The sequence below is a fragment of the Micromonospora sp. NPDC048999 genome (genome assembly GCF_040649295.1).
Classification (GTDB): Bacteria; Actinomycetota; Actinomycetes; order Mycobacteriales; family Micromonosporaceae; genus Micromonospora.
Map to the genome: position 1 here is coordinate 1 of NZ_JBEZFI010000016.1, position 12,707 is coordinate 12,707.

Sequence of the window (12,707 nt, forward strand, 5' to 3'; positions counted from 1 at the left end):
ACCCGGCACCACCCAGGTGGGTAAGACCGGGACCGTCCCACCGTCAGGCGGGACTACCGACCGTGCGCTCACCAGAGCGCACTGAGAGGTAACGGCCAGTGGGTACTGGGCGCTGTAGTCGTCTCAGGCGATCCGCTCCAGCTTCTCGGCGGCCCACGACGACACCAGCGGGCTGCCCCGCAGGGCCGCCAGCACCGCCGGGCGGTCCAACCCGAGGTCGTCGCCGAGCGCGACCGACGCGGCGAGCCCCTCGGCCACGAAGGCGAGCAGCAGGTTGTTGACCAGCTTCAGGCGGGAGCCGCTGCCGGCCGGCCCGATCCAGACCGTACGCTGACCGACCGCGTCGAAGACCGGGGCGATCCCGTCCCGGGCCTGCTCCGGCCCGGACGCGAAGACGACGAGCCGGCCCTGCTCGGCTGGGCCTCGACTGCCGGCCACCGGCGCGTCCACCAGGACGATCCCGGGGTGGTCCGCGGCGACCTGCCGGGCGAGGCGTTCGGTGTCGGTGACGCCGATGGTGCCCATCTGGGCCCAGATGGCGCCGTCGGCCATCGAGGCGAGCATTCCGTGGTCGAAGGCGATGGACCGGACGGCGTCCGCGTCGGTCACCATCGTGATCACCACGTCGGCCCCGTGTGCGGCGTCGGCGGGTTGTCCGCGACCTGCGCGCCCTGGTCGGCCAGCCGGCGTGCGGGCTCCGGATGGCGGTTCCAGACGACCGTCGGCAGGCCCGCCCGCAGGATGTTGCGGGCCATCGGCGCGCCCATGCCGCCGAGGCCGAGCACCGCCACCCGCCGCGTCTGCGTCATCCCTCTCCCCGGCAGCTCAGGTCAGCACGGACGGTGGCTGGTGGTTCCCGCCAGCAGCGCCAGCCCGGTCTCCGGGTCGATCCGCTTGGCGAGGTCCGCCCCGACCTCGGAGATGATGACCTCCAGCGTCGGCCACACCTCGCCGCGGAGCAGATGGCCGCCGACGGTCGAGCCGTCGCGGCGGCCCAGCACGGCGTGCACGTGCAGCGCGGCCTTGTCCTCGTGTTCGGCGATGTCGCCCAACAGGGACAGGACCTCGACCTGCTCTCGAACCTGGATGGTCCGGTAGTCGCGCTTCTCGCGCTCGAAGTAGCCCAGATCCGCCGTGGCGAACCCGCCGACGGCGGTGACCCGGGCACCGCGGATGGTGTGTCGCTGCGCCGCCGCGTTCACGGCGGCCACCGCGTCCTCGCCCTTGTCGACCACGACCACCAGCACGCGCCGGTCGCCGCCGCTCAGCTCGACTTCCCTCATCCTCATCCCCACCTCGCCCGCCGGAGCAGCCGAACCCGGCACGTCCCGCCGGTCACCGCGGTCGCCATTCACCTGCCACGTTATCGGCGCGGGCGGTGACGTCAGGACGGTTTGCCGTCGGCCCGGTCGGGAAGCCGAGGGTTGCCACGGCGCGGATCCGGTAGCCGCGCCGACGTTGAGGCGGGAGGTTGACATGGGTGACCAAGAGCGACTTCACGACCTGCGCAAACAGGCCCACAACGCGGGCATCGAGGGCAACTCGAAGATGACCGAGGGCCAGTTGCAGCAGGCGCTCAAGATGGTCGGCAAGGGCGAGTCGCCGCAGATGGCCAAGCGGCAGGCCAAGGGCTGACCGGGCGGCACGACGCCGGCATCCCGTCGGGGTGCCGGCGTCGTGGGCGGCTCAGCGCCGCCCGATCAGCGGCGCGTAGTCGGTCGCGGTGAGCGGCACCCGGGACAGCGATCCGTCGGCCCGTGGCACCTCCAACGGCTGCCCGTCCCGGCGGAACGTGACGCCGTGCACGTCGGCGCGGGTGGTCAGCGTGCAGACGATCTGGCCGAACGCGAGGATCTGGTCGCTGCGTCCGGTCTCGTCGCTGGCCCCGCCGACCTCGACCTCGGCGACGCCGCCGCTGAGCCGGGCACCGGCCACCGAGGTGGTGCCGGCCAGGGCGCTGGTGAAGCCCGCGTCCCGTTCCGCGTCCCCGGGCCCGGCCAGCAGGTGGCGCAGGTGCGTGTCGACGTCGGGCAGGTAGTCCACGCGCCGCACGACGGTCCGCAGGTGGTCGTCCCGGACGAAACAGAGAGACTCGTTCACCCGTCCGGCGTTCGACTCGGCGCCGTCGCCGGCCGGAGTGCGGTAGGCACGGGGTGGGCCCGGTACGCGGCGGGGCGCCTCGTCCACTGGGACGCCGCACCCGGCGAGCAGCAGTGCCGCCACGGCCATGATCGACACGCGCCGGTTCACGGCAGGCACCCCGGCAGTTCCACCCGGAACCGGGCACCGCCCTCGGGACGGTCGGTCACCGTGGCCCGACCGCCGTGCATGGCCGCGTGTTCGGCGACGAGCGCGAGACCGAGACCGGTCCCGTCGGTGCCAGCCCGGGCGTGGGCCGCCCGGCCCCGGACGAAGCGGGCGAAAATCACCTCGCGGTCCGGCTCCGGCACCCCCGGACCGTCGTCGTCCACCTCGATGATGCCGGTGCCTTCGCCGTCGCAGGCCAGCCGCACCTCCACCGGCCCCCCGGCGTAACGGACCGCGTTCTCCACGAGATTGAGCAGGATCTGCGCCACGCGGCGCCGGTCGACCAGCCATTCACTGCCGGCGGGTGCGGATCGCACCAGCCCGTCCGGCAGCCCGTGCGTCCGGCAGGCGTCCCGGGCCAGCGCCTCGACGTCGACGCGTTCGCGGTGTACCGGCTGCTCGGTGCGGGCCAGCTCGATCAGGTCGTCGACCAGCCGCTGGAAGCGGGCGATCTCGTCGGCGACGAGCCCGGCGGCCGTTGCGGTGCGTTCGTCATGGTGCTCGCGGCGGCGGTCCAGCACGCTCGCCGCCGCGGCCAGCGTCTGCAGCGGAGAACGCAGCTCATGGCTGACGTCGGCGGCGAAACGCCGGTCCCGCTCGATGTGCCGGACCAGTTGCTCCACCATCCGGTTGAACGAGGTGGACAGGCGGGTGAGGTCAGGGTCGGTGGCGGGATCGAGGCGGGTGCTGAGATCGCCGGCGGCGATCCGCTCGGCAGCGTCGGCGACGGCGGTCAGCGGCCGGAGGCTGTGCCGGGTGGCGTACCAGCCGAGCGCGGCGCCCGAGCCGGCGACCATGATGGCGACCGCGGTCAGGGTCAGCCCGACCAGCTGAAAGGTCTGCTCGACCTCGCGCAGCGAGGTGAGTTCGTAGTAGCTGGTGGTCGGCGAGAGCGGGACGCCGACCACCAGGGCCGGCTGCCCGTCCGTCCGGATCCGCTGGACGGCCGGCTCGCCCGAGCGGACCATCCGCTGCAGCTCGGGCGGAACCGAACTGGCACCGATCTCCGCGGTACGGGCGAACCACCGGCCGTCGCGCTGCAGCAGGGGACGCCGGGCGCTGCCGGTGTCCAGCGAGCGGAGCACTTCCGCGACGTCCGGGGTGTCGGTGTCCAGGCCTGCGCGGACGACCGCGGCGTCGAAGTTGGCCGCCCGTATCGCGGCGCGTTCCCGCTCGTCGAGGAGGGACCGGCGGGTCAGGTCGTACGAGAAGAGGGCCATCGCCGCCGCGAGCAGCAGCGCGCCGATGGCGAACGCGGCGGTGACCCGGGCGCGCAGTCCGAGGCGGTTCACCGCTGCAGCTTGTAGCCGAGGCCGCGGAGGGTCACCAGGTGCCGTGGGTTACCCGGATCCTCCTCGATCTTTTGACGCAGCCGGCCCACGTGCACGTCGACCAGGCGCTCGTCGCCGGTGTCGTATCCCCACACCCGCTGCAGCAGCTGCTGGCGGGACAGCACCTTGCCGGCGTGCTGGGCCAGCTCGCAGAGCAGGCGGAACTCGGTCCTGGTGACCGCGACGGTTCGGCCGGCGCGGCGGACCTCACCGGCGTCCGCGCTGATCTCCAGATCACCGAAGACCTGCACCGCGGCCGGCGTGACGACGGCCCGCCCCCGGCGGCGCAACGCCCGCAGCCGGGCGGACAGCTCCTTGATCGCCACCGGTTTGACCAGGTAGTCGTCGGCGCCGGCCTCCAGCGCGGCCACGATGTCGTGCGTGTCGTCCCGGGCGCTGACCACCACGATGGGTACGTCGTCGTCGCGGCGGAGCTGCCGGATACACTCGAAGCCGTCCAGCCCGGGCAGCATGAGGTCGACGAGCACGTTGTCCGCCGGGTCCTGGCGTTGTCGGCGCAGCCCCTCCTCGGCGTTCGCCGCCCCGTGCGCCGTGTAACCCTCTTCCTCCAGCGCGAGCAACAGCGCGAGCCGGATCCGGTCGTCGTCCTCGATCACCAGTACGGCTGTCACCCGGGCATCATCCCTGGCCGAGCCGCGGTTCACCAACCCCGTGATCTCCGATGCGGATTTGTCACACAACTGTCATGCGGCCGCGGGACGACCTCCACGATCGGCACGCAGGGTGTGGGACAGCAACGAACCAAGCCGCAGAGGAGCTCCGAGTGACCGCGCACCAACCACTCCCGCCGGAGTGCCGGGTGCCCCGGGTCGAGCTGGACATCACCTCGGAACTCGACCTGGCCCGACTGTCGGAGGTCGGCGTGGTCCTGGACCGGATCCTGTCCCTGCAACCCGGGGAGGTGGTGATCGACCTGTCCGAGTGCCGGCACCTCGACGCGGCCGCCATCGGGTTGCTGCTCGACGTCCAGCGACGGCTGGCTCGACGAGGCAGCGTGCTCACGCTCCGCGATCCACACCCGCGGATCCGCCGCATCCTGGACACCGCCGGTCCTGACCAGCCACGGCAGGTCGCCGACGCCATCTCAGCAAGCAGTGGCCCGGCCGGCGGCGGGCCGGCGAGACCGGCGCTCGGGCGGGCGCGGGTCGTCGCGCGGTCCTGAACCCGCCGGAGCGAAGTCCAAGGAGGAAGCAGTGACCGGCAGTGCGCTCCTCAGCGCCCTCGCCGTCGGCCTCGGGGTCGGCGTCGTGGGCAGGCTGGTTCTGCCGGGGCCGAAGGCCGCCCCCGTCTGGTTGACGGTCGCCCTCGGCGTGGCCGCCGCACTACTGGGCTCCGTCACCATCCGCTTGATCGGCGTCGACGTAAACCCGGCGCTGCCCCGACTGCTCGCCCAGGTCGGCTTCGCGGTCCCGGCGGTGGTGCTCGGGGTCGTCACCGCGGGGCGCCGGGGCAGCGATGATGTCACCCGGTCCTGAACCCTCACCCCATCCGGCAACCGCCAAGCCCGCACGTCGGTACGGGCGCAGCGCGAAAGGACAGGCATGACGGTCGTACCGGCGGACCATTTGATGAGTTTGATCTGCGACGACTGCGGCGACACGATCACCGGGACCGCGTCCGTCCTGCCCGACGCCGAGGTCGTCTGGACACTGGTGTTCGAGCACGGCTGGACCGGCTCCCCGTTCGCCGCCGGCCCCCACCTCTGCCCCCGTTGCAGTCGGCAACCGGAGGACGACGGTGACGACGGTGCGGGCGGGACGCGGAACCCCGTCCGCTACGACGCGCTCGGCGTCGACGGCCCCGACGGGGGCGGCGCCGACCCTGCGGCCGAGCACCCGGAGCCGACAGAAGCGGTGCGGCGGGCGCTGGCCGAAGCAGTCACCCTCGACCGGCAGGTGCTGGTCGACCTCGCCGAGGTGCGCACCATCGACTCCACGGGTCTCGGCCTGCTGGTGCGCGCACATCAGGAGGCCCGGCAGGACGGCAAGGTGCTCTGCCTGGTGGCGCCGTCCCGTTTCGTGCGGACCGTCCTGCACACCATGCGGCTGGACAGCGTCTTCCCGGTCATCCCCACCCGCACGCTTGCCTTCCGGCGATCCGCCGAGCCACCGGTGGAGCCCGCCCGCCCCGCGACGGCCCCGGCCCGGCAGGGGCCGCCGCCCGGTGAGCACCCGCCCGTTCAGCACAGTCCGGCGGCGCCCGCCGCTCCGGTGACGACCACGGAGGTCGCAAGGTGATGCCCTGGCCATACCCCGAGCACAACCCCTACCTGGGCGACGACGGGGTCCACGACGAGGACCTGCGCATCGCCGCGCTGGTGGCACAGCGGCTGAGCGCCGACTGGACCACCCGCCGTCAGCAGATCTCGGTGAGCGTGCAGAACCGGGTGGTCATCCTCACCGGGATGGTCGCCGACCCTGCCACCCGGCAGGCGGCCGGCGACCTGGCCTGGGACGTCACCGGCGTCTTCGACGTCTGCAACGCCCTCACCCTGTACGGTCGGCGACGTGGCCGTCGATGAGCTCGGGTCACCCGAGCCGGGGCAGCGACGGAGCGGTGAGCACTAGTCGTCGACTTTCAGGCGCGGAGGCAGGTCCGGCGACCAGGTCAGGTCGTACCGGGGGTCGGCGACGGCCTGAGCGAAGGCCGTCGCCGCGGCGGGCGAGCTTTCAATACGCCAGTCCTGTTCCTTGTTCACCTCGAACCAGATGAGCCCGATGATGTCCTGGTGGGCCGGGAGCATCCGGAAGGTCTCACTGATCCACTCGGCCTTGCGCCCGTCGCTCTCGGCGGCGCCGGTCTCCGTGATGACCAGCGGCTTCTTGCTGAATGCGCGGATCTCCGCGATGGTCTCGTTGAAGATCTCGTCGAAGGACCGGTACTTCGAGAATGCCCCCATGCCGTAGTAGCCGCTGATGCCCACCCAGTCGACGTAGTCGTCGCCCGGATAGAGGGTGGCGAGTTTCGGCGTGTGGTCGCTCCATTTGGCGTTCGGGCTCCACACCCAGATGACGTTGCTGACGCCGACCGCCCGGAACAGGTCGTGCACGTGCCGCCACGCCTTGACGTAGTCGCCCGGGCTGTTGCCGTTGGACATCTCGCACCATGGGTACCAGCTGCCGTTCATCTCGTGGGCGAGTCGGATGGCCACCGGGTAGCCGAGCGACCTGATCCCCTCGGCCCAGGACCGCAGGTAGTTGTCGAAGTCGCCGTACGCTATCCGGGACAACCGGTAGTCGGCCTGGTCGGACCGAATCTTGTCGATCTGCCGGCGAGGCAACCCTTTCTTGCGCGCTGCGGCGTCCACACCGTAGTCCCACGGTTCCCAGCCCAGCATCGGCAGCATGCCCCGGCCGCTGATCTGGTCGAACAGCTTCCGGTCGAACCGGTCCGACGCCCACCCCGCGCTGAAGAGCATCACCTGCGGCTGGCGCTTCGCGGCCTTCGCGAACGCGTTCACCGCCGCGAAGTCGTACGGGCCTTTCTGCGTCATGACCCCGATGAACGCCTTGCCGACCGGTGGGAACAGAGGCGGGGCCGGCGGCGGCGACGGGCTGGGTTCGGTCGCCGCCACCGCCTCGGCCGTCACCACCGCGTTCGGTTCGGCGCGTACCAGCCGGTCGGACGTGGTGGCGCCCCGATTGCCGGGCAGGGTGGCCGGTGCCAGGGCGAAGGCGTAGGTCAGCAGCGCGGCGCCGATCAGCGCCATCGCGACCCGGGGAACGGTCAGTCTCACCATCGCGCACCCCCGTCAGCCGCCACCCGTGCCGTCGGCGCGGGACGTTCGTCGCTTTTGGTGCGGGCGAGAAGTTCGGCGGGGTCGTCGCGCTGCTCCCGCCTGGCCCGCAGATGTGACCCGAGCGCGATCAGCGGCGGACCGAGACCGGTCAGGATCGTCAGGACGGGCCACACCCGGAGCAGGGCGAAGTCGTTGTCCAGCACGAAGCTCGCGGCGAGCAGGCCTGCGGCGATGGCCGCCCAGCAGAGGTGCAACCGGAAGGTGCCGAACGACTCGATGGTGCGCAGTTTTCCCTTGGCCGTCACCACGAAGCCGAGTTTGCGGCGCAGCAGCGCACCGATGCCGGCGGCCACGTAGATGGGCCCGGCGAACAGCGCCAGCGCCATCCCGACCATGCCGATCTCCTCCCGTTCGTGGGGGGCGATGTTGAATCGGCGCAGCCACAGCCACAGTACGAACCAGGTGCAGATGGTCGAACCCCACAGCATCGACCACACGGTGACGTCGAGCCGTGCGGTGCCGACCCCGGTGAGCAGGTACATCGCCGTGGCGACGTTGCCCAGCAGCAGGCTGACCGCCACGCTCGGGTAGTAGAACTGCAACAGGCGGTACTGCCAGCGCCGTCGTGACCGCAGTGCCCGGGGCGCGCGCAGTTCGGGACGGACGAGGATCTCGCAGATGCCGGCCGCCCACCGCTTCTGTTGGTTGAAGTAGTCCGCCCAGGACGTCGGGCCTTCGCCGATGGCCACCACGTCGGGGGTGTAGACGCCCTTCCACTGGTTGCCCGTCTCCGGGTTGACGGCGGCGTGGATGCGGATGCTGGTCAGGTGGTCCTCGATGATCGAATCCTGGTAGCCGCCGATGGTCCGCCACGCCGCTGGCCGGTAGAGGTGGCCGGTGCCGGTGAGCAGCGGCGCGTCCAGGCCGTTTCCGCCCCGGGCGATGAGCCCGTTGTAGAGGTACTGCTGGACCGAGGCGCCGTGCGCGACGAAGTTCTGGTGCATGTTGCCGTAGACCTGCGGTGTCACCACGAAGGCGACGTCCGGGTCGCGGAAGTAGCCGAGCGTCCGTTCGAGGAAGTTGGGCAGGGGCACGTGGTCCGGGTCGACGTTGGCCACCACGTCGTACCGGTGCTCGTGTTCGGCCCGCCAGGCGTTGTGGTTGCCCGACTTCGTCCTGGCGCGGAACTCGCCCGTGGGCTGGTTGTACTCCGGCCTTCCCTGGCGGCTGAAGTGGCGTACGCCGAGCCGCGCGGCCATCTCCTTCACCGCCGGGTCGTCGCCCTCGTCGAGGATCCACACGTCGACCTGGCCGCAGTACACGAGCTGGCGCAGCCGGCGCAGGGTCCGTTCGACGACGTCGAGCGGCTCCTTGCTGGGCACGATCGTGGTGAGCAGGGCCACCCGCAGGCCGACCGGCGGATCCACCGGCACCGGATCCTTGGCGTTGAACGCGAACACCCAGACGACCACGTTCTGGGCGAGGCGGATCAGCTCGATGCCGACGACCACGCAGAAGCCGAGCCGGGCCACCATCGTCCGTGGATCGCCGAGCCCGATCACGCCCGATCCGGGTACGTGTGCGGGCAGCAGCAGCCAGCCGACGAACAGCAGCCCGGCCGCGCTGTTGATGAGGACGAGCAGGGTGAGGATGGCCCGTGCCGCGGGTGAGGCGACGTGACGGAATTCGACCGCCGCCCGTGGTTGCCGGGGCGGGGCCAGCGGCCCGGCGGTCGCCCCGCACCTCGCGTACGCGAGACGGGCCCTGATGTTCAGCTGACGGCGGTCCGGACCCTGATCGGACGGCGGCCGCGCCGAGGGGGACGGCCCCTTTTTCCTGACTGGAGACAGGCGTGTCTGAGCGGCGACGGCCACGTTTCCCCCATGTCTTGGTCGCCACGAACTCTGGCGGTGGCTGATGGCTGAGCGGGCAATCGAACGGTGGTGCGAACGTGGCGGGCGCGGCGACCGGTCAGAGATCCGTGCGCCGGGCGGATAGCCGGGCCAGGGCGACCGCGCCGAGCGTCGCCCAGGCCGGCAGGGTGAAGAGCAGGTACCGCGGTTCCCAGATCGGCGTCGCCTGCGCGACGAGCAGCAGGGCGAGCGGCGGCACCACCGCCGACGCCGAGTGGATGGCGGTGCGGTAGCGCAGCGGGAGACTGAACAGCGCCAGCCCGAGCAGCACGGCCCCCACAGCGGTGCGACCGAACAGTTGTCCGGGCAGCTCGGCCAGCAGCTGCGGACTCGGCTGGGAAACCGGCCCGATCCACGTGCCGTGTTTCGCGGCGGACCAGAGCAGCGCGGCGGCGGGCAGCACGCCCGCCGCGACGACCACCAGCCATCGGGCGGCCGCCTTGCGCCGGAAGGCGAACACCGTCCAGCCGTGGCCGGCGAGCAGCAGAAGCGCGACGACGTGGCACAGGCCGAGCAACACGACCGCGCTGCCGTACCCGACGAGGCGACGCGGCGTGGGCCGTTCGACGACCGACCCGAACAGCCAGGTGGCGAGCACCGCGGCGAGCAGGGTCAACGCGTACGGCTGGGCCTGCTGCGCGTACCGCGCCGAGGTCGGCAGCACCGCGAAGATCGCGCCGGCCAGGAGACCGGTACCCGGCCCGAACATCCTGGTCGCCGTCGCGGCGACGAGCGCGGCCGCGGCGGTCATGGCCAGCACGGACGGAGCGCGCAGGGCGTGGGCGGAGGTGCCGAACGCCTCCGCCCACGCCCGGATCAGCAGGTGGTAGGGCGCGCCCGTGACGTCGCCCGAGTGGAGGATGTCCCGCCAGGACGACGTGGCCGCCCGCCAGGCCGCGGCTTCCTCAGCCCGGGGGACGGGCCCGCCGGCCCTGGCCACGCTGACCATGGCCATCATCAGCGCCGGCACCAGCCACGCCGCGAATCGTCGGGCCGGAACGACGGCCGGCGGACGACCGGGGGCGACGGCACGCCCTTCTCCCCAGGGGTCTTCCACGCTGGCCGCCGCCGGCCCGAGCCGGGGCAGGACCATGGTCTCCGCGTCGTTCATCGTGACTCACGCTTCTCCGTGGTTCCGGCGGTGAATGTCACTTCGGAGCATAGTGAGGCAGGCTCGGCACTGAGCCTCATACCCGGCATAACCTGCCAAAAGGCACACGAAGCGCGTTGGGTCGGCGGGGGGAGCCGAGCGGGCCTGGGTCAGTGGCCGTCGGCGTAGACGAGATCCATCGCGTCGGTACGCCCCGACCAGCGCAGGTCAAGATGCCAGCAACCCGCGTGCGGAAGATCGATGATCGATGGGCCCGGCCCGCCGCGGACCTCCCGGGTCAGCCGCGTGCCGACGCCGTCCAGAGTCGCGGTGATCGACAGGTCGGTCCCCGACGTCGGGTCGGACGGCGTCGGGGCGGGGCGGGAGACCCAGCCCGACGTCGGGTCGGACGGCGTCGGGGCGGGGCGGGAGACCCAGCCCGACGTCGGGTCGGACGGCGTCGGGGCGGGGCGGGAGACCCAGCCCGACGTCGGGTCGGACGGCGTCGGGGCGGGGCGGGAGACCCAGAGGATCTTGTTGGAGGCGCCGTCTGTCCGCTTCCAGGTCAGCGGGTGAGCGAACAACACCGCGACGATCTCGCCCTTGGCGCCGAGGACATGCGGGATCTCGGCGGACGCGTCACTGAACCCGGCGTCCGCCCAGTCGGGCAGCGCTCCCGTCTCGACCCGCGACGCACAGCCGGTCGCCGCGGTGGTGGCCGGTGTCGTGGACGGGGCGGTTGTCGTGCACCCCGCCGCCAGGACCACCACCCCGAGCCACGCCCTGCCCCGTACTCCCACTCGCGCCTCCCCGGCCTGCGCCCCGCCGGCCCGATGGTCCGGCTCGTGCGTACCCACTGATGGGACACCGGCCGCGCCCTTCGGGTTCCCTCACCTGGTGTTCGGACCGGGCGTGCTGGCGCTGGTCGCCGCCGCGCTGAGCATGCGCCGCACCGCCTAGTCCAGCGAGTTGGCGATCTCGATCGCCTCAGCCATGGTCGGGTCGCCCTCGAGCCGGTAGGTCACGCCGGCCTCCTGCCAGATCAGGGTCGAGGCGGCGAGCCGGGCGGTCTCCACCCGGACCGTGCCGGTCCGGTCCACGTAGGCCACCGCGTGTGGGCCGCCGATCCAGATGGCGACGTCACCGTTGACCTGGGCCCACTTCACCCCCGGACCGCTGGCCTGCTTGTGGAAGGCCGGGTCGAGCCGGCCGTCGAAAGCGTCGATGCGCAGCGCTCCCCCGCGATACAGCAGCGTGGCCACCCGGCAGGTGCCCCTGGGGTCTGGATCGGCGACCAGCACCTGTTCGGGCGGGCTCAGCTTCGCCGGGAGCCGGATCGGGAAAAGCACCTTCCGCTGCGCCTCGACCAGGGCCATGGGCTGCTGCGCCGGCAGCGGCGACGGCGTACCGGTGGGCAGCGCCGGTTCGGACGACGTGGCAATGGTGATCCCGGCGAAGCGCAGCAGCCCCGCCACCGCGTCGGCGATGGCGGCCCGCCCCGGCGGCAGCACCGCCACGAGCAGGGCGATCAGCACCGCGACGAGGTAACGCCAACGGCGTCGCGCGGGCGCGGGCGCGGTGAGCCGTGCCCGTACTCGGGCGGCCACCTCGGGCGGTTCGGGGGTCTGCAGCCAGCCGGCGAGGTTGCGCAGCTCCCGCTCAAGGTCATCCACGTCGCACCTCCTCGCGGTCGAGCAGGCCACGGAGCTTCGCCAGCGCCCGGGAGGTCCGCGACTTCACCGTGCCCCGGGGCCAGCCCAGCATCGTCACGGTCTCCTCCTCGCTGAGGTCGAGGAAGAACCGGCAGACGATCACCTCACGGTCCCGCACCGGCAACAGGCGCAGGGCCCGGACCAGCGCGGCGCGCCGTTCCCCGGCGAGGACGGTCTCGACCGCGACGTCCCCGGCGATCTCCGGCACCGGGTCGGCCGCCGCGGCGCGCAGCACGAGTCCGTCCCGCCGGCTCCGGGACCGATGCAGGTTGCGGGTCTCGTTGGCGACGATCGCCAGCAGCCACGAGCGGTACGACGACTCTCCCCGATAGCGGGAGAGGTTGCGATGTCCTTTCACGAACGCCTCCTGGATGACGTCCTCCGCGTCCGGGCCCGCGCCGAGCAGCACCGCCGTCCGGTACGCGGACGCGGTGTGCCGGGCGACCAGGAGTTCATAGGACTCCAGGTCACCGGCCCGAGCGCGGATGACCAACTCTTCGTCGTCCAGGACAACCTCCGATGGGGACGAACTCATGACACCGGTCACGCCGCGCGGGTTCCGTCGACTGCGGAACCCCGGCCGTTCCGGCGGTG

At 72.1% G+C, this 12,707-nt stretch carries 15 protein-coding genes and 1 pseudogene; 5 read left to right on the forward strand and 11 right to left on the reverse strand.

Translation table 11 applies throughout. The annotated features are described in order from the left end of the window. Positions 1-123: 123 nt before the first annotated feature. Positions 124-809 (reverse strand): annotated as a pseudogene (locus AB0C02_RS18295) (NAD(P)-dependent oxidoreductase). A gap of 21 nt (positions 810-830) precedes the next feature. Beyond that, positions 831-1,283 (reverse strand): PPC domain-containing DNA-binding protein, encoded by a 453-nt coding sequence (locus AB0C02_RS18300; RefSeq protein ID WP_357549389.1) that lies wholly within the window; start codon positions 1,281-1,283, stop codon positions 831-833. Between the two features lie 193 nt (positions 1,284-1,476). Here AB0C02_RS18300 and AB0C02_RS18305 point away from each other — a divergent pair, with 193 nt between their 5' ends. Further along, positions 1,477-1,635 carry a hypothetical protein gene (locus AB0C02_RS18305; protein WP_357549391.1) on the forward strand — a complete coding sequence of 53 codons (159 nt, stop codon included), beginning with the start codon at positions 1,477-1,479 and terminating at the stop codon, positions 1,633-1,635. A gap of 51 nt (positions 1,636-1,686) precedes the next feature. Here AB0C02_RS18305 and AB0C02_RS18310 read toward each other — a convergent pair whose 3' ends face one another. From AB0C02_RS18310 to AB0C02_RS18320, 3 genes are read right to left on the reverse strand one after another with little or no spacing between them, the layout of a single operon-like run. Then, positions 1,687-2,250 carry a GerMN domain-containing protein gene (locus AB0C02_RS18310; protein ID WP_357549393.1) on the reverse strand — a complete coding sequence of 188 codons (564 nt, stop codon included), beginning with the start codon at positions 2,248-2,250 and terminating at the stop codon, positions 1,687-1,689. Beyond that, a complete protein-coding gene (locus AB0C02_RS18315) occupies positions 2,247-3,599 on the reverse strand; it encodes a HAMP domain-containing sensor histidine kinase (RefSeq protein ID WP_357549394.1) in 1,353 nt (450 codons plus the stop codon). Before AB0C02_RS18315 ends, AB0C02_RS18310 begins: the two co-directional genes overlap by 4 nt. Further along, positions 3,596-4,270, reverse strand: coding sequence for a response regulator transcription factor (locus AB0C02_RS18320; protein ID WP_357549395.1), 675 nt, complete (start codon positions 4,268-4,270; stop codon positions 3,596-3,598). Before AB0C02_RS18320 ends, AB0C02_RS18315 begins: the two co-directional genes overlap by 4 nt. A gap of 152 nt (positions 4,271-4,422) precedes the next feature. Here AB0C02_RS18320 and AB0C02_RS18325 point away from each other — a divergent pair, with 152 nt between their 5' ends. The 4 genes from AB0C02_RS18325 to AB0C02_RS18340 all read left to right on the forward strand — a co-directional run bounded on the left by AB0C02_RS18325 (position 4,423) and on the right by AB0C02_RS18340 (position 6,180). Further along, entirely contained in the window at positions 4,423-4,821 is a 399-nt protein-coding gene (locus tag AB0C02_RS18325) for an STAS domain-containing protein (protein WP_357549397.1), read from the forward strand. A 31-nt stretch (positions 4,822-4,852) separates the two neighbouring features. Then, on the forward strand, positions 4,853-5,134 hold the full coding sequence (locus tag AB0C02_RS18330) for a hypothetical protein (protein WP_357549399.1): 282 nt from the start codon (positions 4,853-4,855) through the stop codon (positions 5,132-5,134). 66 nt (positions 5,135-5,200) lie between these two features. Then, a complete protein-coding gene (locus AB0C02_RS18335) occupies positions 5,201-5,896 on the forward strand; it encodes an STAS domain-containing protein (protein WP_357549400.1) in 696 nt (231 codons plus the stop codon). Further along, entirely contained in the window at positions 5,896-6,180 is a 285-nt protein-coding gene (locus tag AB0C02_RS18340; RefSeq protein WP_357549402.1) for a BON domain-containing protein, read from the forward strand. Before AB0C02_RS18335 ends, AB0C02_RS18340 begins: the two co-directional genes overlap by 1 nt. Before the next feature lie 42 nt (positions 6,181-6,222). On the opposite strand, the gene AB0C02_RS18345 is transcribed toward AB0C02_RS18340, so the two are convergent. The 6 genes from AB0C02_RS18345 to AB0C02_RS18370 all read right to left on the reverse strand — a co-directional run bounded on the left by AB0C02_RS18345 (position 6,223) and on the right by AB0C02_RS18370 (position 12,648). Beyond that, positions 6,223-7,398, reverse strand: coding sequence for a glycosyl hydrolase (locus AB0C02_RS18345; protein WP_357549403.1), 1,176 nt, complete (start codon positions 7,396-7,398; stop codon positions 6,223-6,225). Next, positions 7,392-9,272 carry a glycosyltransferase family 2 protein gene (locus AB0C02_RS18350; RefSeq protein ID WP_357549406.1) on the reverse strand — a complete coding sequence of 627 codons (1,881 nt, stop codon included), beginning with the start codon at positions 9,270-9,272 and terminating at the stop codon, positions 7,392-7,394. Before AB0C02_RS18350 ends, AB0C02_RS18345 begins: the two co-directional genes overlap by 7 nt. A 97-nt stretch (positions 9,273-9,369) precedes the next feature. Next, positions 9,370-10,422 carry a glycosyltransferase family 39 protein gene (locus AB0C02_RS18355; RefSeq protein ID WP_357549408.1) on the reverse strand — a complete coding sequence of 351 codons (1,053 nt, stop codon included), beginning with the start codon at positions 10,420-10,422 and terminating at the stop codon, positions 9,370-9,372. 149 nt (positions 10,423-10,571) lie between these two features. Beyond that, positions 10,572-11,258, reverse strand: coding sequence for a hypothetical protein (locus AB0C02_RS18360; protein WP_357549409.1), 687 nt, complete (start codon positions 11,256-11,258; stop codon positions 10,572-10,574). Between the two features lie 99 nt (positions 11,259-11,357). After that, a complete protein-coding gene (locus AB0C02_RS18365; RefSeq protein WP_357549410.1) occupies positions 11,358-12,074 on the reverse strand; it encodes a hypothetical protein in 717 nt (238 codons plus the stop codon). Then, positions 12,067-12,648 carry an RNA polymerase sigma factor gene (locus tag AB0C02_RS18370; RefSeq protein WP_357549411.1) on the reverse strand — a complete coding sequence of 194 codons (582 nt, stop codon included), beginning with the start codon at positions 12,646-12,648 and terminating at the stop codon, positions 12,067-12,069. The genes AB0C02_RS18365 and AB0C02_RS18370 overlap by 8 nt, the downstream gene beginning before the upstream one ends. Positions 12,649-12,707 lie beyond the last annotated feature (59 nt).

Bases quoted from the DNA above. Each gene is read 5' to 3' on its own strand.
- AB0C02_RS18305 (WP_357549391.1), top strand. From the start codon at position 1,477: ATGGGTGACCAAGAGCGACTTCACGACCTGCGCAAACAGGCCCACAAC.
- AB0C02_RS18370 (WP_357549411.1), bottom strand. From the start codon at position 12,648: ATGAGTTCGTCCCCATCGGAGGTTGTCCTGGACGACGAAGAGTTGGTC.
- AB0C02_RS18300 (WP_357549389.1), bottom strand. From the start codon at position 1,283: ATGAGGGAAGTCGAGCTGAGCGGCGGCGACCGGCGCGTGCTGGTGGTC.
- AB0C02_RS18355 (WP_357549408.1), bottom strand. From the start codon at position 10,422: ATGAACGACGCGGAGACCATGGTCCTGCCCCGGCTCGGGCCGGCGGCG.
- AB0C02_RS18340 (WP_357549402.1), top strand. From the start codon at position 5,896: ATGCCCTGGCCATACCCCGAGCACAACCCCTACCTGGGCGACGACGGG.
- AB0C02_RS18335 (WP_357549400.1), top strand. From the start codon at position 5,201: ATGACGGTCGTACCGGCGGACCATTTGATGAGTTTGATCTGCGACGAC.
- AB0C02_RS18345 (WP_357549403.1), bottom strand. From the start codon at position 7,398: ATGGTGAGACTGACCGTTCCCCGGGTCGCGATGGCGCTGATCGGCGCC.